We start from the raw sequence: 23928 nt of genomic DNA, 5'->3' as shown, positions 1-23928 counted from the left end.
GCGATGACCACACCACGTGAAACCCGCGACTACCAGGCCGCCGACGCTGCGCACCACATCCATGCATTCGTCGATCAAAAGGCACTCAATGACGAAGGACCCCGGGTGATGGTTCGTGGCGAACGCCTGCACCTGTGGGACAACGACGGTCGGCGCTACCTCGATGGCATGTCCGGGTTGTGGTGCACCAACCTCGGTTACGGGCGCAAGGATCTGGCATCGGCAGCGACTCAGCAATTGGAGCAGCTGCCGTACTACAACATGTTTTTCCACACCACTCACCCGCAGGTGATCGAGCTGTCGGAGCTGCTATTCAGCCTGTTGCCGGGGCACTACAGCCACGCGATCTACACCAACTCCGGCTCTGAAGCCAACGAGGTGTTGATCCGTACCGTGCGCCGTTACTGGACAATTCTCGGCAAGCCCGAGAAGAAAATCATGATCGGTCGCTGGAACGGTTATCACGGCTCGACCCTGGCCGCGACGGCGCTCGGTGGCATGAAGTTCATGCACGAAATGGGCGGCATGATTCCGGACATCGAGCACATCGACGAGCCGTATTTTTTCGCCCACGAAGGCAATCTGACCCCGGCTGAGTTTGGCCTGCGGGCAGCGCAGCAACTGGAAGCGAAGATCCTCGAACTGGGTGCGGACAAAGTCGCAGGCTTCATCGCCGAACCGTTCCAGGGCGCGGGCGGGATGATCTTCCCACCAGAAAGTTACTGGCCGGAAATCCAGCGCATCTGCCGCAAGTACGACGTGCTGCTGTGCGCTGATGAAGTGATCGGCGGCTTCGGTCGCACCGGCGAATGGTTCGCCCACGAGTACTTCGGTTTCGAGCCGGACACCTTGTCCATCGCCAAGGGTTTGACCTCCGGTTACATCCCGATGGGCGGGTTGATCCTGTCGAAGAAAATGGCCACCGTGCTGGTAGAGCAGGGCGGGGTGTTTGCCCACGGCCTGACGTATTCCGGGCACCCGGTAGCGGCGGCGGTGGCGATTGCCAACCTCAAGGCCTTGCGTGATGAAGGGGTGGTGACGCGGGTCAAGGATGACATCGGCCCGTACCTGCAACAGTGCTTGCGCGAGGTGTTCGGCAATCACCCGTTGGTGGGCGATATTCAAGGCGTCGGCATGGTCGCGGCGTTGCAATTGGCCGAGGACAAAACCAGCCGCAAGCGCTTTGCCAACGAGAACGACATCGCGTGGCGTTGCCGCACGATTGGCTTTGAAGAGGGGGTGATTATTCGCTCGACGCTGGGGCGGATGATCATGGCACCGGCGTTGATTGCCAGTCGTGAAGAGATTGATGAGCTGGTGGGCAAGACCCTGAAAGCGGTTGATCGTACGGCGCAGGAATACGGCCGACTTTGATCTTGTAGCGCTCTTGCGGGCCTCTTCGCGAGCAGGCTCGCTCCCACATTGGATATGTGTCGATCACAAGTCCCTTGTGGGAGCGAGCCTGCTCACGAATGCTATGGCCGATTCACCGCACCTCGCACCTTTTGCACCCACCTCGAGCACCCCCGCCCACACCGCCCTTTTCCAGTGCGCGCTACACAGCTTTTTCATCATTCGCCTCGACATATTTCCTAATTTTCCTTCTCCCCGCACTGGGCCAACATCGACTTCGCCAGTCAGCCCGATGCTGCCCGCCGCAAGGTCCATCAGAGACCTGAGGTGACAGCTGATTTTCAGGGCCGCTGGCCGTACTGCCCATCAAAACTAAATCAACAGCTTTGGGAGTGCTCCATGATCAAGTCCTTGCTAACCCGCATCGCTCATCCATTGGCGATCACCGCCATCGCCGCCACGGTCGCCACCAGCGCCCAGGCCGGCACCCTGTCTATCGGTCACACCACCTGGGTCGGCTACGGCACCCTCTATCTGGCTCAGGACCTGGGCTACTTCAAGGAAAACGGCTTGACCGTCGAGTTGCCCGTCGTCGAGGAGGCGTCGATGTACATGGCCGCGCAGGCTTCGGGCGAGTTGTCAGGCTCGGCGTCGACCATCGACGAAGTACTGAAATACCGTCCGCAATTCTGCTTCAAGGCAGTGGCCGCGCTGGATGACAGCCATGGCGGCGACGGCGTGCTGGTGGGCAAGGACGTCAAGAGTCTGCAGGAGCTCAAAGGCAAAGCGGTGGCGGTGAACGAAGGGTCGACCTCGCAGTTCTGGTTGTCGTATTTGCTGAAGAAACACGGCATGACCATGAGCGACATCACCGTGCAGAACATGACAGCTGACGATGCTGCCACTGCGTTCATCGCCGGTCGCGTGCCGGCCGCCGTGACGTGGGAGCCGCATCTGTCGATGGTGCGTGACAAGAAACAGGGCAAGGTGCTGATCGACAGCAGCAGCACGCCGGGCGTGATTGTCGATGTGGTCGCGCTCAACTGCGCCGTCATCGAGAAGCAGCCGGAAGACGTCAAGGCACTGGTCGCCGGTCTGTACAAAGCGGTCCAGTACACCAAGGACCATCCAGAAGAAGCCTACAAAATCATGGCCAAAGGCGTTGGCGGTTACCTCGCCGATCCGAAGGAACTGGCTGCCGCCGCGCAAGGCGTGCGCTTCTACGATCAGGCCATGAGCGAAAAACTCCTCGGCTCGCCGGGCAAGCCGGGCGACAGCGAACCGCTGATCAAACTGGCCAATGAAACCGCCAGTGAATTGCAGGGCAAACCCTACAACGTCAGCAATGACGACTTGATCGACAACCGTTTCGTCACCCCGCTGTAGGAGGTTTGCATGTTCAAGCGCAATTCATGGCTGAGCCGCTGCATCACGCCCAAGACCGGCCTGCCGGTGCAGCTGATCTGGAGCGCAAGCGGCCTGGCCTGGGTGTTGTTGATCGGCCTCTGGGCGGGGTTGTCCTATGGCGGCGTGGTGCCGGGCATGTTCCTGCCGACACCGGGTGCGGTGGCCGAAGCCGCCGTGCGCCTGGGCCGCGACGGCACCCTTGGCCTGCATGTGTGGGCCAGCCTCGAAGTGGTGATGGTCGGTTTCATTGTCTCGTCACTGGTGGCGGTGCCGCTGGGGTTGCTGATGGGCAGCTTCCGTATCGTCCAGGCGTTCCTGGAGCCGATGGTCAATTTCATTCGTTACCTGCCGGTGACCTCGTTCGTGCCGCTGTTCATTCTGTGGATCGGTATCGGTCTGGAGCAACGGGTCTCGGTGATCATCTTCGGTGTGTTCTTCCAGCAACTGGTGATGATCGCGGACGTGTCCAAAGGCATCTCCAAGGACTTGATCAACGCGTCCTACACCTTGGGCTCGACCCGTCGCGACGCGGTGCTGCATGTGATTGCCCCGGCCTCGTTGCCGGGTGTGCTCGACACCTTGCGCGTGACCATGGGCTGGGCCTGGACCTACCTGGTGGTGGCCGAACTGGTCGCCGCTTCCAGTGGCCTGGGTTACTTGAGCCTTAAAGCCATGCGTGGTTTTCAAGTGGATGTGATTTTCCTGGCAATCGCGATCATCGGCCTGTTGGGCCTGGTCACCGATCAACTGTTCCGTTTCCTACGTCTGAGGATCGCCGCATGGGCTCAGTAAGCGCCGTCAACCCTCGCTTCGTCACACCCTCGGCTGCCCCGGTGCAAGCTGCTCCAAGGTTGCAAGTGGACAAGGTCAGCCTGCGCTATCAGAAACCTGACGGCGGCATGTTCACTGCGCTGGAGCAGGTGTCGTTCGAGGTGCCGGACCAACAATTCGCCGTGCTGGTCGGGCCTTCGGGGTGCGGCAAGTCAAGTTTGCTGTACCTCACCGCCGGCCTCAATGAGCCCACCGAAGGCGAGATCTACGTCGGTGGCCAGCAAGTCCAGGGGCCGGGTGCGGACCGTGGCATGGTGTTCCAGAGCTACACACTGTTCCCGTGGCTGACCGTGCGCCAGAACGTCGAATTCGGGCTCAAGCGTCGCGGCATGGCGGCTGCCCAGCGCAAGGAGATCGTCGACTATTACGTCAATGAAGTCGGTTTGAGCGGGTTTGCCGATAACTACGCCAAGCAGCTGTCCGGCGGCATGATGCAGCGCGTGGCGATTGCCCGCGCGCTGGCCAACGATCCGCAGATCCTGCTGATGGACGAACCTTTCGGCGCGCTGGACAGCCAGACACGCTTGCAAATGCAGCAGCTGTTGTTGCGAGTCTGGGGCAACAGCAAGAAGACCGTGTTGTTCGTGACCCACGATATCGACGAGGCGGTTTTGCTCGGCGACCGGGTCTACGTGATGGGCGCCAGGCCTGGGCGGATCAAGCAGATTCTGGACGTGCCGATCGAACGTCCACGGACGCTGGACATGGTCATGGAACGCTCGTTTATCGACATGAAGCGCAAGATCTTCGGGCTATTGCATGACGATCTGGAAGAGGTGCATTGAACCGATTTTCTGGTCTAACCCCATCCCTGTGGGAGTGAGCCTGCTCGCGAAGGCGGCTGTACCTTCAACATTGATGTTGCCTGATACACCGCTTTCGCGAGCAGGCTCGCTCCCACAGGTTTTGTATTGTCAGTTGGCGGGCAGCAGGAACCGTGAAATCACCGGCAAGTGGTCGGAGATGCGCAACGTATCGTCCTGCCTCACCATCGCCTCGACCCGTTTGATGTGTGGACTGTAGAACAGGTAGTCAACCGTGCGGTCCGGGCCATTCAAGCCCGGATCGTTAGGGTAATGCGTCAACCACTGGGACCGATCGGCGCCGCTGGCTTCGTTGTTGGTCGGGATCATCGGGTACTTGTCCCACAGCACATGCAGCGCGCTGTCGGCCGAGTAGGGTGTGCGTTGTTCCTCGGGCAGTCGGCGAAACTGCCCGAGCGGCAACAGATTGAAATCGCCACCGATCAACCACGGCGTGCCACGGCCTTCGAATTTATCGAGGACCTTGGCAACAGCCGTCACTTGGGCTTGCAGCGTTTCGTCGGGCTGGGTGACGCGGTCCAGATGGGTATTGAGCACCGCCATCTGACCGCCGTCGTTCAGCGGTAGATAAGACACCAACAAGGCGTTTTTCGGTTTGAACTGGCGGCTGATCAGGTTGACCGATGCGACCGGCAATTGCAGGCGCTCGGCATGTTCGATCTGGTAGCGGCTGAGCGTTGCCAGTTGCCGACCGACACTGCCGAAGATGTGCGGATCCGGCACGAAGTCGGCCTTCCAGTCGAAGGCGCGGGCGCTGCATGGATACAGGTCGGCGACCCGCTCTTGCAGCAGCTTGAACTGGTTCTGGTAATCGCTGGTCTTGGCGTTGTCATCGAGTTCCTGCAACAACACGATGTCGGGGTTTTCGTCGCGAATCACCCGCGCCACTTCATCGAGGCTGAAAGCCATGTCCTCGGGGGTAGGGTTTTCATCGGTGCCCTGTGCCAGGTCGTTCCAGAACACATAGCGTTTACCCGCCAGGTACTGAACGTTCCAGGTCATCACCTTCAATGCCTGACCGGGCACCAGGGTGGGCGCTTGAGTCGTGCAACTGACCGGTAACACTTCCTTGGAGTCGGGGCGCCAGGTCAGGTTGTAAATCAACAATGCGATCACGCCAGTCACAATCAACAGGCTCAGCAGGGTGTAGCGCAGTAGACGGGTCATGGCTCGGCTTATAGCGTTACAAAAGATGGCCCCGAGCATAACCGAGACCGGAGCTGAAGCCCACGGTCAGAGCGGCCCCTCGATCTTCTCGGGTGTATCGCCGATCAGCATGAACAAGCGGAACAACACCACGCTGGTGAACAGTTGCAGGAAGCTGTGGGCGCTGTCGATCAGCAGGGAAATCACCGGGTTCTGCGGGTCCGGGTACACCGCGAGCGTGGCGCCCTTGAGCACCCACAGCGGCCCCATCACACACAGGATGCACACCAGAATGCGCATGAAGTGGCCGCGAGTCAGGCGCAGGCTTTCTTTCATGGCCGCCAACGGGGCCATGCCACGCAGTACCAGCAAGTATTCGCCGAAAGCCAGGGTCACCATCAGATAGATACCGGGCAGGAAGTACAGCGACAGACCGAGCAGGATCAGCAGGGTATTGAGCGCTGTGAGCAAGGCGAAGCGCGGCCACAGATACGCCGAGCGTGTCAGCAGATCACGGTTGCGCGGCGACTCACCTCGACTGCGGGCGTCGAGGAACAGGATCAGGGCGGCGGTGTACAGCGGATAAACCAGCAAGCCGACGATGACACTGACGCCGGGAAAACTGTCCGGCTCGGTGGAGTGGTCGACAATTTGTTGCAGCAGCGCCTCGAAGATCACCAGCGGCAGGCACAGTTGCACGATCTGTCCCAGATTGCGCTTGAAGAAATACAAGGAGTCACGCAGCACATCAAACGGATTCATCAGTCGGTATCGCAGGTCATAAGCAGTTACACACTGTAACCGATGATGTACCGCCCGAAGCAAACGTAAACCTTAGGTAAAGCTCATTGAAACAACTTGTTTCAGCCTCCATTAAGGTTGAGCACCTTATCCTCTTTGGAAAAGGACAACGATTTTCCCGGCAATCTACGAGGTCGCCATGAACAGCGAAGAACAAACCCTGATCGATGGACTGTTTTCCCGGCTGCAACAGGCCGAAGCGGATTCAGCCCCGCGCGATGCCCTGGCTGAGGCGCGGATCAAGGAACACCTGACTCGCCAGCCTGCGGCCGGCTATTTCATGACCCAGGCGATCCTGGTTCAGGAAGCCGCCATCAAGAGCCTCGACGAACAGAACAAGCAACTGACCCAGCAAGTGCAGCAATTGCAGGCCGAACTGCAAGCGGCCAAGGCGCAGACAGCGGCACCGGCGCCGAGCGGTGGTGGCTTTTTGTCGAGCATCTTCGGTGGCAGTACTCGCGATCCACAGCCCGCACCGACCCAGAGCGCCCCATCGTCCACGGGCGGCTGGCGTGAACCGGCACGGCCATCGTTCAATTCACAGCCGCCGCAACAGAACTTCGGTGCCGCAACGCCACAACAAAACTACGCCCCGCAACAGCAAGCGCCGGCGGCTGGCAGTGGTTTTCTCGGCGGCGCGCTGAAGACTGCGGCCGGTGTCGCGGGTGGCGTGATGCTGGCACAAGGCATCAGCAGCCTGTTCCATCACAATCAGCAGCCGGAAGTGGTTGAAGTGATCAAGGAAGAGCCGGCGCAGGTCAATGACCAGAGCAACGGCGGTTGGGGTGATGACCAGCGCATGGCTGACAACTCCAACGATCAGGGCGGTTTTGCCGACACTGATTACAGCGACGACAACTCGTCATTCTTCGGCGGCGATGACGACGATTCCTTCGTCTAAGACGCCATTCGTCCGGGGCGCGACCGTGCCCCGGGCCGATTATTCGCGGAACAATCCTTCGGGCTGGCATACTGGGCGACTTTTCGGGCCAGGTGCCTGATCTCGCCTGCGCGCCTGTGCGCCAAGAGGAAACCCGCGGTGAAAAAAATCGCAGTGTTCGCCGATGTCCAAAACCTCTATTACACCGTGCGTCAGGCCTATGGTTGCCACTTCAACTACGCCGCGTTGTGGGCTGACATCAGCAAACAGGGCGAGATCGTCGAGGCCTACGCCTACGCGATCGATCGTGGCGACAGCAAACAGCAGCAATTCCAGCAGATCCTGCGCAACCTCGGCTTCACCGTGAAGCTCAAGCCTTACATCCAGCGCAGCGACGGCTCGGCCAAGGGCGACTGGGACGTGGGCATCACCCTCGACATCATGGACGCCGCCGATCACGTCGACGAAATCGTGCTGGCCTCCGGTGACGGTGATTTCGACATGCTGCTGGACCGCATCATCAGCAAGCACGGGGTGCAAGCGGTGGCCTATGGCGTACCGGGCCTCACGGCCAACTCGCTGATCCGCGCCGCCAGCCGTTATGTGCCGATCGAAGGCGCGTTGCTGCTCAAGAATTGATTTTTACGGAGTTGAAACAGGTTTGGAACGCATAGCAGTCATCGACTTTGAAACCACCGGGATCTCCCCGAGCAGCAGCTGCCGGGCCACGGAAATTGCCGTGGTGATCCTTGAACAGGGGCGCATCGTCGAGCGTTACCAAAGCCTGATGAATGCCGGCGTACGCGTGCCGGCCTTCATCGAGCAACTGACCGGCATCAGCAACGCCATGCTGCGCACCGCGCCTTCGGCCGAGCAGGTGATGAACGAGGTGAACGAGTTCGTCGGCTGCACTCCATTGCTCGCGCACAATGCGGCGTTCGACCAGAAGTTCTGGGACTTTGAGCTGGGGCGGATCAAGCGCACGCGTTTGCAGAACTTTGCCTGCTCGCTGCTATTGGCCCGTCGGCTGATGCCCGCTGCGCCGAACCACAAGCTTGGCACCCTCACCACGTTCGCCAACTTGCCCGATACCGGCAAGGCTCACCGGGCCATGGCCGATGCCGAGATGGCCGCGAACCTGACGACGCACCTGATGGAAGAGTTGCAGCGCAAGCATGGGCTGCGCGAGTTGTCCCATGATTTGCTGTGCGGTTTGCAAAAAGTACCGGCGGCGAAGATCAACGAACACCTCAAGCGCCATCGCGGGTTCTGAAACCACCGCTGAACCCTTGTGGGAGCGAGCCTGCTCGCGAAAGCAATTTATCATTCGACATTGATGGTGACTGACACTCCGCTTTCGCGAGCAGGCTCGCTCCCACAGGGGATTTCCCTCTGCCTTAGATTGTTTTGCCATTGCCTTCGATGTGCCCCAACGGCACGCGCTTCTCTATCGCGCTGGACAACACAATCGACGTCTTGCTGAACCCGAACTTGGCAATCCGGTTGATCAACTCTTCCAGTTCCGGCATCGAGCCCACCGCCGCTTGCATGATCACGCACGGATCGCCGGTCACCCGGTGGCATTCGGTCAACTGCGGGATTTTGATCAAATCATCGTAGGTCTTCTGATTACCATGCTGGTTCAGGCGCAGTTCGATCACGCACTGGATCGGCAAGCCGAGCTTGGCCATGTCGACCTTCGCCTGGTAACCGGTAATCACGCCATTGGCTTCGAGCTTGGCCACGCGTTCGGCCACGGCCGGGGCGGACAGGTTGACCTTGCGCGCGAGGTCGGCGTAGGACGCACGACCGTTTTCCAGCAGGGCGCTGAGGAGCATGCGGTCGTATTTATCCATCGGCGTATACCTTGAAAATGGCTGACTTTCGAAAGCACGGTTTATAGCGCTGATCTCCGTGTTTTGAAAAGTGTACCGGCGCTATAAACAGGTTTTGTAACTTATTTTTAGCGCTTGGCCTTTCTAGAATAGCGGTTCACATTGTTCTGTCATCGAGCTGCCCATGCCTGGCTTACGTCGTTTCCCCTTACCGTTGATCGCCGCTTTTTTCGCGTTGTACGTGATTTGGGGCTCGACCTATCTGGTGATCCGCATAGGCGTGGAGTATTGGCCGCCGTTGCTGCTCGCCGGGATCCGTTTTGTGCTCGCCGGGACGTTGATGTATGCCTTCCTGCGCTGGCGCGGGGCGCCGGCACCGACCTGGGCGCAGTGGAAAGCGGCGGGTATGATCGGGATCCTGCTGCTGGCCTGCGGTAACGGCGGCGTCAGTGTCGCTGAACACATGGGAGTGGCCTCCGGTGTGGCGGCATTGGCGGTGGCGACGGTGCCCTTGTTTACCTTGTTGTTCGGCTATTTCTGGGGCGCGCGAAATACCCGTCTCGAATGGGCCGGGATTGCGCTCGGGCTGATAGGCATTGCCATGTTGAATCTCGGTTCGAACCTGCAATCGAGCCCGTTGGGTGCGCTGTTGCTGGTGTTTGCGGCGGCGTCCTGGGCGTTCGGGTCGGTCTGGAGCAAGCACGTGCCGTTGCCGGCGGGGGCAATGGCCAGTGCGGTGGAAATGCTGGTCGGTGGCGTGGCGCTGCTGATCGGCAGTGCCGTGAGCGGCGAGCATCTGCAAGCCATGCCACCGATTGAAGGCTGGGCGGCCTTGGCGTATCTGACGTTCTTCGGCTCGATCATCGCGTTCAACGCTTATATGTACCTGTTGAAAAACGTGCGTCCGGCGGCAGCGACCAGTTATGCCTACGTCAACCCGGCCGTGGCGGTGTTGTTGGGGATCGTGTTTGTGGGCGAGACCATCGGAATCGAAGAAGGGCTGGCGATGCTGGTGATCATCAGCGCCGTGGTGTTGATCGGATTGCCGCAGTGGCGTCGGGCACCTGTGCAGCCGGCTGTAGTCGTGCCGACAGAATCCCGTGTGAATTAGGGTAAACTGCGCGCCATTGCATCTTGTGTTGCACACTTGTTTTGAAAAACCCGCGCTGAATTTTCCTACGGTAATCCCATGACTTTCGCCACCCTTGGCCTGATCGAACCCTTGCTGCGCTCTCTCGAGACGCTCGGCTACCAGACCCCGACGCCGGTTCAGGCGCAAGCCATTCCGGCGGTGCTGGCCGGTCGCGACCTGATGGCTGCGGCCCAGACCGGTACTGGCAAGACGGCCGGTTTCGCGTTGCCGCTCCTGCAATTGCTGGCCATGGAAGGGCCGAAAGTCACCGCCAACTCGGTGCGCGCACTGATTCTGGTGCCGACCCGCGAACTGGCGGAACAGGTTCACGAAGCCGTGCGTCAGTACGCCGAGAACCTGCCGTTGAGCACTTACGCGGTGTACGGCGGCGTCAGCATCAACCCGCAAATGATGAAGTTGCGCAAAGGCGTCGACCTGCTGGTGGCCACGCCGGGCCGTTTGCTCGACCTGTTCCGCCAGAACGCGCTCAAGTTCAATCAGCTGCAAACTCTGGTGCTCGACGAAGCCGATCGTATGCTCGATCTGGGTTTTTCCGAGGAGCTGGGCAACATTTACAAGGCGCTGCCGAAGAAACGCCAGACGCTGTTGTTCTCGGCGACGTTCTCCGACGCGATCCGCACCCTGGCCGGGCAGATGCTCAACGATCCGCTGAGCATCGAAGTCAGCCCGCGTAACGTGGCGGCCAACACGGTTAAGCAGTGGGTAGTGACGGTCGACAAGAAGCGCAAGTCGGAACTGTTCGTTCACTTGCTGCGTAAAAGCAAGTGGAAGCAGGTGCTGGTGTTCGCCAAGACCCGCAACGGTGTCGACGCGCTGGTGGAAAAACTCCAGGGCCTGGGTATCAATGCCGACGGCATCCACGGCGACAAACCGCAGGCGACGCGTCAGCGCGCGCTGGACCGTTTCAAGGCCAGTGAAGTGCAGATCCTGGTCGCTACCGACGTCGCGGCCCGTGGTCTGGACATCGAAGATTTGCCGCTGGTGGTCAACTTCGACCTGCCGATCGTGGCTGAGGATTATATCCACCGCATCGGGCGTACCGGCCGTGCGGGTAACACCGGGCAGGCGATTTCGCTGGTGTGCGCCGATGAAGTGAATCTGCTGTCGGCCATCGAGACGTTGACCCGCCAGACCTTGCCTCGGCAGATGGAGCATGACTTCGAGCCTGAGCACCGCGTGCCGGACACCGATGCCAGTGGTCAGGTGGTGAAGAAGCCGAAAAAGCCGAAGAAACCGAAGACCTCCGGTGGCGGTAAACGCAATTTGGGCAAATGGGTTGAGAGCGGGGATGCTTCGGCGCCGGAGCCTTCGATCAAGCCTGTGCGTAAAGTGCCGGTGTTCAACACTGGACCGCGCAAACGTAAGCCTTAAATACCTGCGGCGTCTGTCAGGACGCCTTCGCGAGCAGGCTCGCTCCCACAGGGGATTTGTGGACGACACAGATCCAGTGTGGGAGCGAGCCTGCTCGCGAAGGACGCGCCTCGGTCTTCAGCCTTGGTGGTTCAACCACCCCACCATCCCCATTCCCGCCGCACGACCACTGGCGAAACACGCGGTCAGCAGATAGCCGCCCGTCGGCGCTTCCCAATCCAGCATCTCCCCCGCGCAGAACACGCCAGGCAATTGCTTGAGCATCAAGCGTTCATCCATCGACTCGAACATCACACCACCGGCGCTGCTGATGGCTTCGTCCAGGGGGCGGGTTTTCACCAGCGTCAGCGGCAGTGCCTTGATCGCTTTGGCCAACAACACCGGATCGGTGAAGCAGGCGGCAGGCGTCAGTTCTCGCAGCAACGCGGCTTTAACGCCATCAAGGCCCAGCTGACTGTGCAGGTGTTTGGACATCGAACGTGAACCGCGAGGTTTGCTCAGTGCGGCCTGCACTTTATCCACAGGCTTGCCCGGCAGCAGGTCCAGATGAAGGGTCGCGGAACCGTTGAGGTTGATCGCTTCACGGATCGGTGCGGACAGCGCGTAAATCAAACTGCCTTCAATCCCGGTCGCCGTGATCACGCATTCCCCAAGCCGTGGCACGTCGTCATTGAGGCCGATGGCGATGTTTTTCAGCGGCGCGCCGGCGAATTTACTGACCATCAATTCGCTCCAGGCCTGCACCTCGAAGCCGCAATTGCTCGGTTGCAACGGCGCAAGTCCGACGCCGCGTTGTTCCAGTGGCAGCCTCCACGCGCCATCCGAACCCAGCCGCGACCAACTGCCGCCGCCGAGGGCCAGCAGTGTGGCGTCCGGTGTCAGGCTTTTTTCACCGTCGGGGCTCGACACGTTCAGGCTGCCGTCGGCATTCCAGCCGAGCCAGCGGTGGCGGGTGTGGATAACTACGCCAGCATCGCGCAGGCGTTTGAGCCAGGCGCGCAGCAGGGGTGCGGCTTTCATGTCGGTTGGAAACACCCGGCCGGAACTGCCGACAAAGGTTTCGATACCCAGGTCGTGAATCCACTGGCACAGCGCGTCGGCGCCAAAGGAGCGCAGCAGCGGCGCAATCTGTGGCGCGCGTTCGGCGTAGCGCGAGAGAAACGCCGGGTAGGCTTCGGAATGGGTGATGTTCATGCCGCCGACCCCGGCCAGGAGGAATTTGCGTCCCACCGAGGGCATGCCGTCGTACAGGTCGACCTTGATCCCGGCCTGGCTCAACACTTCAGCCGCCATCAGGCCGGCGGGGCCACCGCCGATGATGGCGACGTGAGGGGGGAGGGCAGTGGAGGATCGGGTCATGGAATGCGCTGCGGTCTGGCGGGATAAGCCGGGCATTCTACCAGCCTGATCCCACAGGGGGATTTGTTGTGTTTTCAATATGTGGTTAAAAAACAACCACCGCTGTGTAGGCTATACGCCGCAAGGGCTGTAGGCCCTTTCACTCAGGTTATCCACAGGCAGTTCCACAGGCATTGTGGGTAAACACTCACGGTTCAATGACAACCTGATGACTGCCACACCCGTTGCGCGCTGTGATGCAGAATCCCGTGCCGCCGCGCCAACGCCTTGCGGTCCTTGCTGTAACCGCCTCCGATCACCCCGACCACCGGAATGTCCCGGCCCAGGCAATGGCGCATCACGCTTTCATCACGCGCCGCCACGCCTTCGTCCGTCAGTTTCAAATAGCCCAGGGCGTCGTCCTTGTGCACATCGACCCCGGCGTCATACAACACCAGGTCCGGTTGATAGAGCGGCAGCAAATAGTTGAGCGCATCGTCGACCACTTTCAGGTAGTCGGCGTCGCCCATGCCCTTGGGCAAAGGAATGTCCCAGTCACTTTCGGCTTTGCGTGCAGGAAAATTCTTTTCGCAGTGCAGGGAAACGGTCACCGCGTCCGGGGTGTTGTGCAGGATCCGTGCAGTCCCGTCGCCCTGATGCACGTCGCAATCGAAGATCAACACCCGATTTACCCGGCCGCTTTCCAGCAGGTAATGGCTGATCACGGCCAGGTCATTGAAGATGCAGAAGCCGGCCGGGTAGTCGTAATGCGCGTGATGCGTGCCGCCAGCCAGGTGACAGGCCAAACCGTGTTCCAGCGCCTGTTCCGCCGCCAACAACGAACCGCCGACCGCGCGCACCGTGCGCCGGGCCAGGGCTTCGCTCCAGGGCAGGCCCAGTCGCCGCTGGTCTTCACGGGACAACTCGCCACTCATATAACGTTCGATATAGGCAGCGTCATGGGCGAGGGCGAGAATCTCCGCAGGGCAGAGTTCCGGGCGCAGCAGATCGGCGTCCCGGGTCAGGCCGCTGTCCACCAGGTGATCGCGCAGCAGGCGAAACTTGTCCATGGGGAAACGGTGATCGGCCGGAAACTCGGGGCTGTAGTCTTCGTGATAAATCAGCGGCAGCGGCATGATGATTTCATGTAGGAATGAGAGAAGGATCCTACCAGCGATGTAGACTTGCGGCATGGAAACGGGGGAACGCAATGGAGCCAATACTGCAACTCGAAAGTGCGCGACTGCTGTTGCGGCAGTGGCGCGATGAGGATTTGCCCGAATTTGCGGCGATGTGTGCCGATCCGCAGGTAATGCGATATTTTCCGGCGCCGTTGAGTCACCTGGAAAGTGCCTCGCTGATCGGACGTATTCGCGGGCATTTTGCCGAGCACGGATTCGGCTTGTGGGCGCTGCAACGCAAGGACACCGGCCAGTTCATCGGGTTTACCGGGTTGGGTGTGGTGGGCTTCGACGCGCCATTTACCCCCGCGACCGAAATCGGCTGGCGCCTGGCCCGCGAACATTGGGGCCTGGGGTATGCCAGTGAAGCGGCGTGGACCGCTCTGCGTTGCGGGTTTGACCGGTTGGGGCTGACAGAAGTCGTATCCTTTACCACGCAATCCAACACGCCTTCCGAGAAAGTCATGCAGGCGATCGGCATGCACCATGATTCAGCCGATGACTTCGAGCATCCGAAGCTCGCAGCCGGCCATCCCCTGCGTCACCATGTGCTGTATCGCATCACCCGTGAACAATGGCTGCAAACCTTGCATGGATAAGCCGCCGCGGACGTTTACAATGGCCCCCATCTTATTGGCCCGGGCCAGAAACTGAATCGACCGTCGCAGCCAAGACTGCGCGGCAATGTTTTGCGTGAGGAGAGCCTGAATGAGCCAAGTGTTGGATGATCTGGTTGAGTTGCTGACCCTGGAACCGATCGAAGAAAACCTGTTCCGTGGCCGCAGCCAGGACCTGGGTTTTCGCCAGTTGTTCGGCGGTCAGGTGATCGGTCAGTCGCTGTCGGCAGCCAGTCAGACCGTTGAAGAAGCGCGGCATGTGCATTCCATGCACGGGTATTTCCTGCGGCCGGGCGATTCAGCGTTGCCCGTGGTTTATCAGGTGGATCGGGTGCGCGACGGCGGCAGTTTCAGCACGCGGCGGGTGACGGCAATCCAGAAGGGTAATCCGATTTTCACCTGCAGCGCCTCGTTCCAGTACGACGAAAAAGGCTTTGAACACCAGGCTCAAATGCCGGTTGTGGTCGGACCGGAAAACCTGCCGACGGAGCTGGAAATCACTAAGAGGCACGCGCACCTGATCCCCGAGCACATGCGCGAAAAACTGCTGTGCCCTAAACCGATCGAATTCCGCCCGGTGACCGAAAAAGATCCTTACAACCCGCTGCCGTCCGACCCGATCAAGTACGTCTGGTTTCGTGCCGACGGTGCCCTGGCCGACTCGCCGGCGCTGCACAAATACTTGCTGGCCTATGCGTCGGACTTCGGTCTGCTGGTGACCTCGATGCAGCCCCATGGCAAAACGGTATGGAACAAGGACATGCAGGTCGCCAGCCTCGATCACGCGCTGTGGTTCCATCAGGATCTGCGTGCCGATGACTGGTTGCTCTACGCGATGGACAGCCCTTGGGCCGGCAATTCCCGTGGGTTCAACCGTGGCAGCGTGTTCAACCGCGCCGGACAACTGGTGGCCTCGGTCACTCAGGAAGGCCTGATTCGTCATCGCAAGGATTGGGCATGAGCCTGGCCGAGGTGCGTCATTGGGTGTTCGACATGGACGGCACCCTGACGGTGGCCGTGCATGACTTTGCGGCGATTCGCATGGCATTGGCGATCCCGGCCGAAGACGACATCCTGACCCACCTCGCCGCGTTGCCGGCCGATGAAGCGGCGGCTAAACATGCGTGGCTGCTGGAGCATGAACGCGATCTGGCGCTGGGTTCGAAACCGGCGCCAGGTGCGGTAGAGCTGGTGCGTGAGCTGGCCGGGCGCGGTTATCGCCTGGGCATTCTCACGCGCAATGCCCGGGAGTTGGCGCACGTAACGCTGGAGGCCATCGGCCTGGCCGACTGCTTCGCGGTGGAGGATGTGCTGGGGCGTGATGAAGCACCGCCCAAGCCGCATCCCGGTGGTTTTCTGAAACTGGCCGAGGCCTGGAACGTGCCGGCGAGCGAGATGGTGATGGTCGGTGATTACCGGTTTGATCTGGATTGCGGTCGAGCGGCAGGGGCACGGACGGTGTTGGTGAATTTGCCGGATAACCCGTGGCCGGAGCTGACGGATTGGCATGCGGCGGATTGCGTTGCATTGCGGGAAATGTTGTTGGCTTGAGGACCCCTTCGCGAGCAGGCTCGCTCCCACATTTAACCGAGTTCTTCCAGAAGAATGCGGTCGAATGTGGGAGCGAGCCTGCTCGCGAAAGCGCCAGTTCAGGCGCCACCCAACTCACTGCCCAAACAACACCTTCTGCCCCTCCGGCGACGTCAACATCCCATCCCCGTTATGCCCAACCCCCGGCACCTCCACCAGTCGCTGGTTCACCCCACGCGGGTTACGACGCAGCAAATAGTCAAAGTAGAAATGCCCGCGAGCCAGCCGATTGGTGCCCTGAGCCTCAGCCTCGCACCCCTTGTCCAGCGCCGCTTGCTGCGGGTCCGTGTCTTGCTGCCCGAGCAGATACGTCACGTCACGCTTGACGTAATTGCCTTCAATCTGTGGCGCCGTTTGCCCACTGGCATAGAGGGGTAAATCCGTCAGGCCATACTTCCAGCGGTTGAAACCAGGGCATTTCGCGTGATCGAACGCCACGGGCCGTCGCTCATCGAAATACGCGTACGAGGAGGGGTTGGCGACCACATAACGGACTTTCACACCCGTTGGTTGATCGTGAGCCAACAAGGCATAACGCTGAACCACCTGGGCCCCCCCGGAGTGACCGGCGATGACGATCTCTTTCACGTCCGGAAACTGTTGGCGGTCGCTGACCCTCGCAATGATCTGATCCAGCGCCCCAAAGGAACTCAGTGCAAACGGGGCTGTGGATAAACCGCCGGCCATCCAGTCGTTGCCTTGCCAGCGCAGTACGGAGTCCGCCACGGGATGCAGGGCGACATCTGTTTCATTGAGAAATTGTGGGGCGATGACCAGCGTGGTCTGGCTTTGTCCGGCCAGTTCGGCCGCCTGCTCAGCACTCTCTCGGTAGGTTCCGGCGTTGCGCAGACGGCCGTGGATAATGATCAGCACACGTTCGATTTTCGCCGGCGCGGCGCCGAGGCTGACCGCCATCTCGCCTTCTTTGAGCAACAGCCGGCCGGGGCTGAGTTCTTTGACCGCATGTTCGGCGGCTTGGGTGCTTGCGCAGGTAAACAGTACAGCTAACAGCCACTTATTCATTTACAGGTTTTTCGCCGCAAAGGTGTCGCACTGGCCCACCTGGCCTTGTGCAAATCCGGTTTTAAACCAGCGCACCCTTTGCGCTGACGTACCATGGGTAAACGAGTCCGGCACCACGCGGCCCTGACCTTGCTGTTGCAAGCGGTCATCGCCGATGGCGTTGGCGGCGTTCAGGGCTTCTTCGATGTCCCCCGGTTCCAGCCAGTTCAGACGCTTTTGTGCATTGTTGGCCCAGACTCCGGCCAGGCAATCGGCCTGAAGTTCCTGACGCACAAGTAAACCGCCGTCGCCTTCCATCTGCCGGCCTTGGGCGCGGGCGGTCTGAATTTTCGCGGAAACACCGAGCAAGGTCTGAACGTGGTGTCCGACTTCGTGAGCAATCACGTAGGCCTGCGCGAAGTCACCGGCGGCGGAGAAACGTTGCGACATTTCCTGGAAGAACGCCATGTCCAGATAGACCTTCTGGTCGGCCGGGCAATAGAACGGACCGGTCGCCGAGGTCGCCAGACCGCAGGCGGAATTGACGCGATTGCTGAACAGCACCAGGGTCGGGTTCTTATATTGCTTGCCGGCCTGCTGGAAAATCTGGCCCCAGGTGTCTTCGGTATCGCCAAGGATCGAGCGCACGAATTCGGCCCCTTCATCATTGGCCGGTGGTGCCTTGCGCGTTTGATTGGTGGCGGGCGCCGACTGCTCGCTCATTTGCCCGGTGAGTTGTCCGAGGATCTGCATCGGATCCTGGCCGGTGATCCAGCCGATCCCGACAATCAGGATGATCGCGGTCAGGCTCAGGCCCTTGCCGCCACCAAAACGCATCCCGCCACCACCGCCGCCGACATCATCACCACGGGCGTCCACCACGTTGTCGCTGCGTCGGCCTTTTTTCCATAGCATGTGGGAATCCTCTGATTGTCCGTGGGGATGAGTGTTGCTGGTGTGGGGGAGCGGCGCCAGTCCGGTCGTCCGGGTTTCGGCTATTCCCGGCAATCGCCGGCGTTCGCCAGCAGTATTCCAGACTTGTATGAACGTGGACTCCTCATCGAATTCCGTCAGGCGCCGGGTTTTTATCGAATGAGCCTGTCGTTCGTCGAGTTCCAGATTTCGCATTAACGGGTTCGTCTTCTAGAATCAGGCAAATTGTGTGTGGAACCTCCTATGGCCGGCAGTCAGATCGAACGTGTTTTCAGTGTGCTGGAAAGCCTTACCAGTGACCCGCGTGGTCTGCCGATGCAGACGCTGGCGGAACAACTGGAGATCCCGAAAAGCGCGACCCATCGCTTGCTCGCCGAGCTGATCCGGCTGGGCTATGTGCGACAGAATCAAGAGAACCTGCGCTACCACCTGACCACCAAACTGGTGGCGATGGGGTTTCGTTATCTTTCGGGCAGCGGCGCCGATATCGTACAGCCAGTGCTGGATCGCCTCGCGCAGGAGACCGGCGAACTGGTGCGCCTGGGCGTCATTGAAGGCGAGCGGCAGATCTGGATCGCCAAGTCCCAAGGTGCCCGGTCCGGCCTGCGTTACGACCCGGACATGGGCCGCGATGCGCCGTTGTTCTACACCGCATCGGGCCACGCATGGCTGGCGTGCATGAGCGATGCCGAGGCGTTGTCGCTGGTAGAACGCCAGGGCGGTGAGCGCCCCAAAGACCTGGGACCGAACGCGCCGCGTTCCAACATTGAACTGCTGGAACGCCTGCGTCTGGCGCGCGAGCAGGGTTATGCCTGGGTTGAAGAGAGTTCGGCGGTGGGCACCTCGGCGATTGCTGCCGTGGTGCGCCACCCAAGCGAGGGGCGGGTGATGGGGGTGCTGAGCATCGCCGGGCCCAGTGCGCGTATGCCGGGCGCGCGGTTGCATGAGTTGGCGCCGCTGTTGATGCGATATACCGAAGAGTTGTCGGCGGCGAGCCTTGCTTCAGAGTTGTTCAGCTGATTCGAACACACCACCCATCCACAGTGAAATCGTGCGATGTTCGAACACTTTCGGCCTATGCGTGTATGGGAATCTGGAACCAGGTTCTAAATTATTGGAATTCGCCAGGCACAAGGGAACCCCATGACCGTCAGCACTCCGCTCTCCGGCGTAAACCAGCCCTTCAAAGGGATTTTGCTGATCGTCGTCGCCACCTTCCTCTTCTCCAGTCACGACGCCCTGTCCAAATACCTCTCCGGTTTTTATCCGATCGTCATGGTGGTATGGGCACGTTATGTGGTTCACACCTTGTTGATGGCGGGGATTTTCCTGCCGCAATCCGGTTTGCGTGTGCTGCGAACCAAACGGCCATGGCTGCAACTGATGCGGGCGTTGTGCCTGTTGGGCACCAGTCTGTTTTTCACCACCGGTTTGCAATACATCCCGTTGGCCGAAGCCACGGCGGTCAACTTTCTTGCGCCGGTGCTGGTCACGGCGCTGTCGGTGCCGTTGCTGAAGGAACACGTCACCCGCGGCCAATGGATCGCGGTGATCTGTGGATTTACCGGCGTGTTGATCATCGTCCACCCGGGCGGCGATCTGTTCACACCAGCAGTGCTGCTGCCGCTCTGCTCGGCGCTGTTTTTCTGCTTCTATCAATTGCTCACCCGCAAGCTCAGCAACATCGACAGCCCGACCACCAGCAACTTCTTCGCCGGCCTGTGCAACACCCTGGTGATGAGCGCGTTGGTGCCGTTCTTTTGGCAAGTGCCGACACTTGGGCATGGATTGATGATGGTGGCGCTGGGCGCGTGCGGGATGACGGCTCACTTGTTTCTGACCCAGGCGTTTCGCTACGCCGCGCCGGCGTTGCTGGCGCCGTTCGGTTATTGCCAGATTGTGTTTGCCGGTCTGCTGGGCTGGCTGCTGTTTGCCCACACGCCGACCCTGACCACTGTGGTCGGGATCGCGGTGATTTGCTGCAGTGGGTTGGCAGCGGCGTGGCAACAGAGTCGCCGGTAGGACAAACAAAAAGGCAGGCCTGGAATCAGGCCTGCCGGGGGACGGAAACTTACTCGGTGACGGCAGGAATCTTGCGCGGTGCCATGAAGTACATCCAGGTCAGGGCAATGAAGTACATCGCTGGAATCAGGGTGAACAGCACGGTGTAGTTGTTGTTGGTGACGGTCAGGATGTGGCCGACCAACTGCGTCATGAACATCCCGCCGATGGCTGCGCACATGCCGCCAAAACCGAACACCGTGCTCATCATGTGTTTAGGCGTGTAGTCCATGACCAGGCTCCAGATGTTCGCGGTCCAGGCCTGGTGCGCGCCGATGGCCAGGGAGATGGCAAACACCGCGACCCACAGGCTGCTCGAACCCGCCGCCATGATCACGCCGACGATGCAGCAGGCGAACAGGAACATCGACATCAGCCGCGCCTTGATCGGATTCATCCCGCGACCGATCAGGAACGAGGAGAGGATCCCGCCACCGACGCTGCCGAAGTCGGCGGTCAGGTAAATGATGATCAGCGGAATCCCCATCTGGGTCACGTTGATCCCCAGGTTGTATTGCTGATTGAGGAACGGCGGCAGCCAGTACAGGTAGAACCAGAACACCGGCGCGGTCATCGAGTAGGCGAGGGCGAAGGCCCAGGTGCCACGCATGCGCAGGATTTTCGAGAACGGCACGCGAGCTTGTTCCGGTTCGACTTCTTTCTGGATGTAGTCCAGTTCCGATTGTTTGACGCTCGGATGATCTTCCGGGTTGAAGTATTTCAAACCCCAGAACAGCAACCAGATCCCGCCCAGTGCCGACATGCACAGGAACGCGGCCTGCCAGCCCCATACGTGGAGGATCAGCGGCAGCAACATCGGGGTGAACATCGCACCGACGTTGGTCCCGGCGTTGAAGATGCCGGTGGCCACGGCGCGTTCGCCGGCCGGGAACCACAGACGCGTGGTCTTCACGCAGGCCGGGTAGTTGGCGGCTTCGGTCAAGCCAAGGATGAAGCGGCAGACCATGAAGCCGACGGCGGAAGTGGCCAGGCCGTGAGCGCCGGTGGCAATGCTCCAGAGCAGCACCGCGCAGAAGAACACGCGCTTGACGCCGACCCGGTCGATCAACCGGCCCTGCAGCACGAAACCGATCGCGTAGCCGACCTGGAACCAGAAGTTGATGTTGGCGTAGTCCATCGCCGTCCAGCTCATTTCCTTGGCGAGGATGGGCTGCATGACGCCGAGGGCGGCGCGGTCGATGTAGTTCAGGGTCGTCGCGAAAAACACCAGCGCCAGCATGCCCCAACGGGTTTTGCCGACGGCCATGGCGCCGCGGATCTTGTCGCCGATGCCGCTGCTGGCAGGCGTCATGGAGGCGTGCTCCACGGGAGAACTTTGAGAAGGAGTCATGTAGTCCACCGATTATTTTTATGTGGTGTTCTGGGTCTTTGGTAACCGAGCCCGACGGTGCATGTCCGGTCTCAATGTGGAGTCGATGTTGCGCAGTGGACAAAAAATCGTCAATTCACCAATGGCCATTGTGTTCGATAATCGAACACAAAACTAACCGGGTAGTACACTTTAAATTGCTGTACGAGTTCGTCCAGCCAATAATTCTCCCCACGTTAAACGCAGACATAAAGCGTGCGATATCGATAACAAGACTGTCTCCACCACCGGGAGTCGAAACATGCAGCGTTCCATTGCCACCGTGTCCTTGAGCGGTACCCTGCCGGAAAAACTCGAAGCCATTGCCGCCGCCGGTTTTGACGGGGTGGAGATTTTCGAGAACGACCTTCTCTACTACGACGGTAGCCCACGGGAAATCAAACAGATGTGCGCCGATCTCGGGATCGCGATCACGCTGTTTCAACCCTTTCGGGATTTCGAGGGATGTCGCCGTGACCGACTGCCGCGCAATCTGGAACGCGCTGAGCGCAAGTTCGACTTGATGCAGGAACTGGGCACGGACCTGGTGCTGGTGTGCAGCAATGCTTCTGCCGATTCCATCGGCGATGAACAAATCCTCGTCGACGACCTGCGCCTGCTCGCCGAACGTGCCGGCGTGCGCGGGCTGCGAATCGGTTATGAAGCGCTGGCCTGGGGCCGGCATGTGAACACTTATCAACAGGTGTGGAACATCGTCCGCCAGGCCGATCACCCGAGCCTCGGTGTCTTGCTGGACAGCTTTCACACGCTGTCACTCAAGGGCGACCCAAGCGCCATCGCCGAGATTCCGGGCGACAAGATCTTCTTCGTGCAAATGGCCGACGCACCGATCCTCGCCATGGACGTGCTGGAGTGGAGCCGGCATTTCCGCTGCTTCCCCGGCCAGGGAGAATTTGATCTAGCGGGTTTCCTCGCGCCGATCATCAAGAGTGGCTACACCGGCCCGCTGTCGCTGGAAATCTTCAACGACGGTTTCCGCGCTGCGCCGCCACGGGCCAACGCCGCCGACGGTTTGCGTTCGTTGCTGTACCTGGAAGAGAAAACCCGCCAACGCCTGGCGCAGGAAGCTCAACCGGCACCCAACCTCGACATCCTGTTCGAGACACCCACCGCCAGCGAATACAACGGCATCGAGTTTCTCGAGTTTGGGGTGGATGAAAGCCTCGGCGCCAAGCTCTCCCATTGGCTGGAACGGCTGGGTTTCGTCAAGGCCGGGCAGCATCGGTCCAAGAGCGTGAGCCTGCTGCGTCAGGGCGATATCAACCTGATCCTCAACTCCGAACCGTATTCGTTTGCCCATAGCTTTTTCGAAGCGCACGGCCCCTCGCTTTGCGCCACCGCCGTGCGGGTCAAGGACAGCACCAGCGCACTGGCCCGGGCCGTGGCTTACAAAGGCCAACCGTATCGTGGGCTGGTCGGCCCCAATGAACTGGAATTGGCAGCTGTGCGCGCACCGGACGGTAGCCTGATCTATCTAGTGGATCAGGAGGCCGATGTCTACGGCACCGACTTCAACCTGTACCCGGCCGGCGTTGCCAGTGGCGGGCTCAAGCGTATCGACCACATGGCCATGGCATTGCCTGCCGACAGCCTCGACAGTTGGGTGCTGTTCTACAAGAGTCTGCTCGATTTTGAAGCCGACGACGAAGTGGTCCTGCCCGACCCGTATGGCCTGGTTAAAAGCCGTGCGCTGCGCAGCCGCGACAGTTCGATTCGCTTGCCGTTGAACATTTCCGAGAACCGCAACACCGCGATCTCACATGCGCTGTCGAGTTATCGCGGCTCCGGTGTGCATCACATCGCGTTTGATTGCGATGACATCTTTGCGCAAGTCAGCCGTGCGAAAGAGGCGGGCGTGCCGTTGCTGGACATCCCGCTCAATTACTACGATGACCTCGCCGCGCGGTTCGACTTCGACGATGAGTTCCTCAGCGAACTGGCGTATTTCAACGTGCTGTACGACCGAGATGCCCAGGGCGGCGAACTGTTTCACGTGTACACCGAGCCGTTCGAAGGGCGGTTCTTCTTTGAGATCATTCAGCGCAAAAACGGCTATGCCGGTTACGGCGCGGCCAACGTCGCGGTTCGACTGGCGGCGATGGCCAAATCCCGCAGCGGTGCCATTCGTCAGGCCAAGTTGTAGGAAAATCGTAAACACCGGGACAAACCGCTGCCGCGCGGCTTCCTTCACTGTGCGCAGCGGCCCATAATCGCC

24 protein-coding genes are annotated in these 23928 nt (G+C 60.2%); 16 read left to right on the top strand and 8 right to left on the bottom strand.

Going from position 1 to position 23928, the window contains the following annotated elements; all coding sequences use genetic code 11:
• Window positions 1–3 precede the first annotated feature (3 nt).
• The 4 genes from ACWKV5_RS22395 (at window position 4) to ACWKV5_RS22380 (ending at window position 4376) form a co-directional block, all read left to right on the top strand.
• Window positions 4–1374 (top strand): aspartate aminotransferase family protein, encoded by a 1371-nt coding sequence (locus tag ACWKV5_RS22395; RefSeq protein WP_483843024.1) that lies wholly within the window; start codon window positions 4–6, stop codon window positions 1372–1374.
• A 378-nt stretch (window positions 1375–1752) separates the two neighbouring features.
• Entirely contained in the window at window positions 1753–2739 is a 987-nt protein-coding gene (locus tag ACWKV5_RS22390) for an ABC transporter substrate-binding protein (RefSeq protein WP_483843023.1), read from the top strand.
• 9 nt (window positions 2740–2748) lie between these two features.
• On the top strand, window positions 2749–3552 hold the full coding sequence (locus tag ACWKV5_RS22385) for an ABC transporter permease (RefSeq protein ID WP_483843022.1): 804 nt from the start codon (window positions 2749–2751) through the stop codon (window positions 3550–3552).
• Entirely contained in the window at window positions 3540–4376 is an 837-nt protein-coding gene (locus tag ACWKV5_RS22380; protein WP_027924261.1) for an ABC transporter ATP-binding protein, read from the top strand. Before ACWKV5_RS22385 ends, ACWKV5_RS22380 begins: the two co-directional genes overlap by 13 nt.
• A gap of 129 nt (window positions 4377–4505) precedes the next feature.
• Here the strand turns inward: ACWKV5_RS22380 and ACWKV5_RS22375 are convergent, their stop codons facing one another.
• Both ACWKV5_RS22375 and ACWKV5_RS22370 read right to left on the bottom strand, forming a co-directional pair.
• A complete protein-coding gene (locus ACWKV5_RS22375) occupies window positions 4506–5582 on the bottom strand; it encodes an endonuclease/exonuclease/phosphatase family protein (RefSeq protein WP_483843021.1) in 1077 nt (358 codons plus the stop codon).
• A gap of 66 nt (window positions 5583–5648) precedes the next feature.
• The gene (locus ACWKV5_RS22370) at window positions 5649–6323 is read right to left on the bottom strand and encodes a YciC family protein (RefSeq protein ID WP_027924259.1); all 675 of its coding nucleotides are present in this window, start codon (window positions 6321–6323) and stop codon (window positions 5649–5651) included.
• A 178-nt stretch (window positions 6324–6501) separates the two neighbouring features.
• Here ACWKV5_RS22370 and ACWKV5_RS22365 point away from each other — a divergent pair, with 178 nt between their 5' ends.
• The 3 genes from ACWKV5_RS22365 (at window position 6502) to ACWKV5_RS22355 (ending at window position 8515) form a co-directional block, all read left to right on the top strand.
• Window positions 6502–7263 (top strand): DUF2076 domain-containing protein, encoded by a 762-nt coding sequence (locus ACWKV5_RS22365; protein ID WP_483843020.1) that lies wholly within the window; start codon window positions 6502–6504, stop codon window positions 7261–7263.
• A 138-nt stretch (window positions 7264–7401) separates the two neighbouring features.
• The gene (locus ACWKV5_RS22360) at window positions 7402–7881 is read left to right on the top strand and encodes a LabA-like NYN domain-containing protein (RefSeq protein WP_483843019.1); all 480 of its coding nucleotides are present in this window, start codon (window positions 7402–7404) and stop codon (window positions 7879–7881) included.
• Between the two features lie 22 nt (window positions 7882–7903).
• Window positions 7904–8515: a 3'-5' exonuclease gene (locus tag ACWKV5_RS22355; RefSeq protein ID WP_483843018.1), complete on the top strand. Its 612-nt coding sequence runs from the start codon at window positions 7904–7906 to the stop codon at window positions 8513–8515.
• Between the two features lie 124 nt (window positions 8516–8639).
• Here the strand turns inward: ACWKV5_RS22355 and ACWKV5_RS22350 are convergent, their stop codons facing one another.
• Window positions 8640–9098: an Lrp/AsnC family transcriptional regulator gene (locus ACWKV5_RS22350; protein WP_483843017.1), complete on the bottom strand. Its 459-nt coding sequence runs from the start codon at window positions 9096–9098 to the stop codon at window positions 8640–8642.
• A 163-nt stretch (window positions 9099–9261) separates the two neighbouring features.
• On the opposite strand from ACWKV5_RS22350, the gene yedA reads away from it, so the two are divergent.
• Together yedA and rhlE1 are read left to right on the top strand one after the other, a co-directional pair.
• On the top strand, window positions 9262–10188 hold the full coding sequence (gene yedA, locus ACWKV5_RS22345; protein WP_483843016.1) for a drug/metabolite exporter YedA: 927 nt from the start codon (window positions 9262–9264) through the stop codon (window positions 10186–10188).
• A 78-nt stretch (window positions 10189–10266) separates the two neighbouring features.
• Window positions 10267–11601 (top strand): RNA helicase RhlE1, encoded by a 1335-nt coding sequence (rhlE1, locus tag ACWKV5_RS22340; protein ID WP_483843015.1) that lies wholly within the window; start codon window positions 10267–10269, stop codon window positions 11599–11601.
• A 117-nt stretch (window positions 11602–11718) separates the two neighbouring features.
• Here the strand turns inward: rhlE1 and ACWKV5_RS22335 are convergent, their stop codons facing one another.
• Together ACWKV5_RS22335 and ACWKV5_RS22330 are read right to left on the bottom strand one after the other, a co-directional pair.
• A complete protein-coding gene (locus ACWKV5_RS22335) occupies window positions 11719–12960 on the bottom strand; it encodes a TIGR03862 family flavoprotein (protein ID WP_483843014.1) in 1242 nt (413 codons plus the stop codon).
• Window positions 12961–13154: 194 nt separating this feature from the next.
• Entirely contained in the window at window positions 13155–14075 is a 921-nt protein-coding gene (locus tag ACWKV5_RS22330; RefSeq protein WP_483843013.1) for a histone deacetylase family protein, read from the bottom strand.
• A gap of 74 nt (window positions 14076–14149) precedes the next feature.
• On the opposite strand from ACWKV5_RS22330, the gene ACWKV5_RS22325 reads away from it, so the two are divergent.
• From ACWKV5_RS22325 to ACWKV5_RS22315, 3 genes are all read left to right on the top strand, one after another.
• Entirely contained in the window at window positions 14150–14719 is a 570-nt protein-coding gene (locus ACWKV5_RS22325; RefSeq protein ID WP_483843012.1) for a GNAT family N-acetyltransferase, read from the top strand.
• Between the two features lie 109 nt (window positions 14720–14828).
• The gene (gene tesB / locus ACWKV5_RS22320; RefSeq protein ID WP_483843011.1) at window positions 14829–15698 is read left to right on the top strand and encodes an acyl-CoA thioesterase II; all 870 of its coding nucleotides are present in this window, start codon (window positions 14829–14831) and stop codon (window positions 15696–15698) included.
• The gene (locus ACWKV5_RS22315) at window positions 15695–16288 is read left to right on the top strand and encodes an HAD family hydrolase (RefSeq protein ID WP_483843010.1); all 594 of its coding nucleotides are present in this window, start codon (window positions 15695–15697) and stop codon (window positions 16286–16288) included. The genes tesB and ACWKV5_RS22315 overlap by 4 nt, the downstream gene beginning before the upstream one ends.
• Before the next feature lie 114 nt (window positions 16289–16402).
• Here the strand turns inward: ACWKV5_RS22315 and ACWKV5_RS22310 are convergent, their stop codons facing one another.
• Both ACWKV5_RS22310 and ypfJ read right to left on the bottom strand, forming a co-directional pair.
• Window positions 16403–17350, bottom strand: a complete 948-nt coding sequence (locus ACWKV5_RS22310; RefSeq protein ID WP_483843009.1) for an alpha/beta hydrolase — start codon at window positions 17348–17350, stop codon at window positions 16403–16405.
• Window positions 17351–18244 carry a KPN_02809 family neutral zinc metallopeptidase gene (gene ypfJ / locus ACWKV5_RS22305; RefSeq protein WP_027924247.1) on the bottom strand — a complete coding sequence of 298 codons (894 nt, stop codon included), beginning with the start codon at window positions 18242–18244 and terminating at the stop codon, window positions 17351–17353.
• A 27-nt stretch (window positions 18245–18271) separates the two neighbouring features.
• On the opposite strand from ypfJ, the gene ACWKV5_RS22300 reads away from it, so the two are divergent.
• The 3 genes from ACWKV5_RS22300 to ACWKV5_RS22290 all read left to right on the top strand — a co-directional run bounded on the left by ACWKV5_RS22300 (window position 18272) and on the right by ACWKV5_RS22290 (window position 20284).
• Complete coding sequence (locus ACWKV5_RS22300) at window positions 18272–18460, top strand: hypothetical protein (RefSeq protein WP_483843008.1); 189 nt, start codon at window positions 18272–18274, stop codon at window positions 18458–18460.
• 45 nt (window positions 18461–18505) lie between these two features.
• Window positions 18506–19282 (top strand): IclR family transcriptional regulator, encoded by a 777-nt coding sequence (locus ACWKV5_RS22295; protein ID WP_483843007.1) that lies wholly within the window; start codon window positions 18506–18508, stop codon window positions 19280–19282.
• Between the two features lie 123 nt (window positions 19283–19405).
• Complete coding sequence (locus ACWKV5_RS22290; protein ID WP_483843006.1) at window positions 19406–20284, top strand: DMT family transporter; 879 nt, start codon at window positions 19406–19408, stop codon at window positions 20282–20284.
• Window positions 20285–20333: 49 nt separating this feature from the next.
• Here the strand turns inward: ACWKV5_RS22290 and ACWKV5_RS22285 are convergent, their stop codons facing one another.
• Window positions 20334–21635 (bottom strand): MFS transporter, encoded by a 1302-nt coding sequence (locus tag ACWKV5_RS22285; protein ID WP_483843005.1) that lies wholly within the window; start codon window positions 21633–21635, stop codon window positions 20334–20336.
• 319 nt (window positions 21636–21954) lie between these two features.
• Here ACWKV5_RS22285 and quiC point away from each other — a divergent pair, with 319 nt between their 5' ends.
• Window positions 21955–23856, top strand: a complete 1902-nt coding sequence (gene quiC / locus ACWKV5_RS22280) for a 3-dehydroshikimate dehydratase QuiC (RefSeq protein ID WP_483843004.1) — start codon at window positions 21955–21957, stop codon at window positions 23854–23856.
• The last annotated feature ends 72 nt before the right edge of the window (window positions 23857–23928 follow it).

The organism is Pseudomonas oplopanacis, assembly GCF_057128725.1.
The sequence above is the reverse complement of the archived record's forward strand: the minus strand, read 5'-3'. Positions and strand labels throughout refer to the sequence as shown.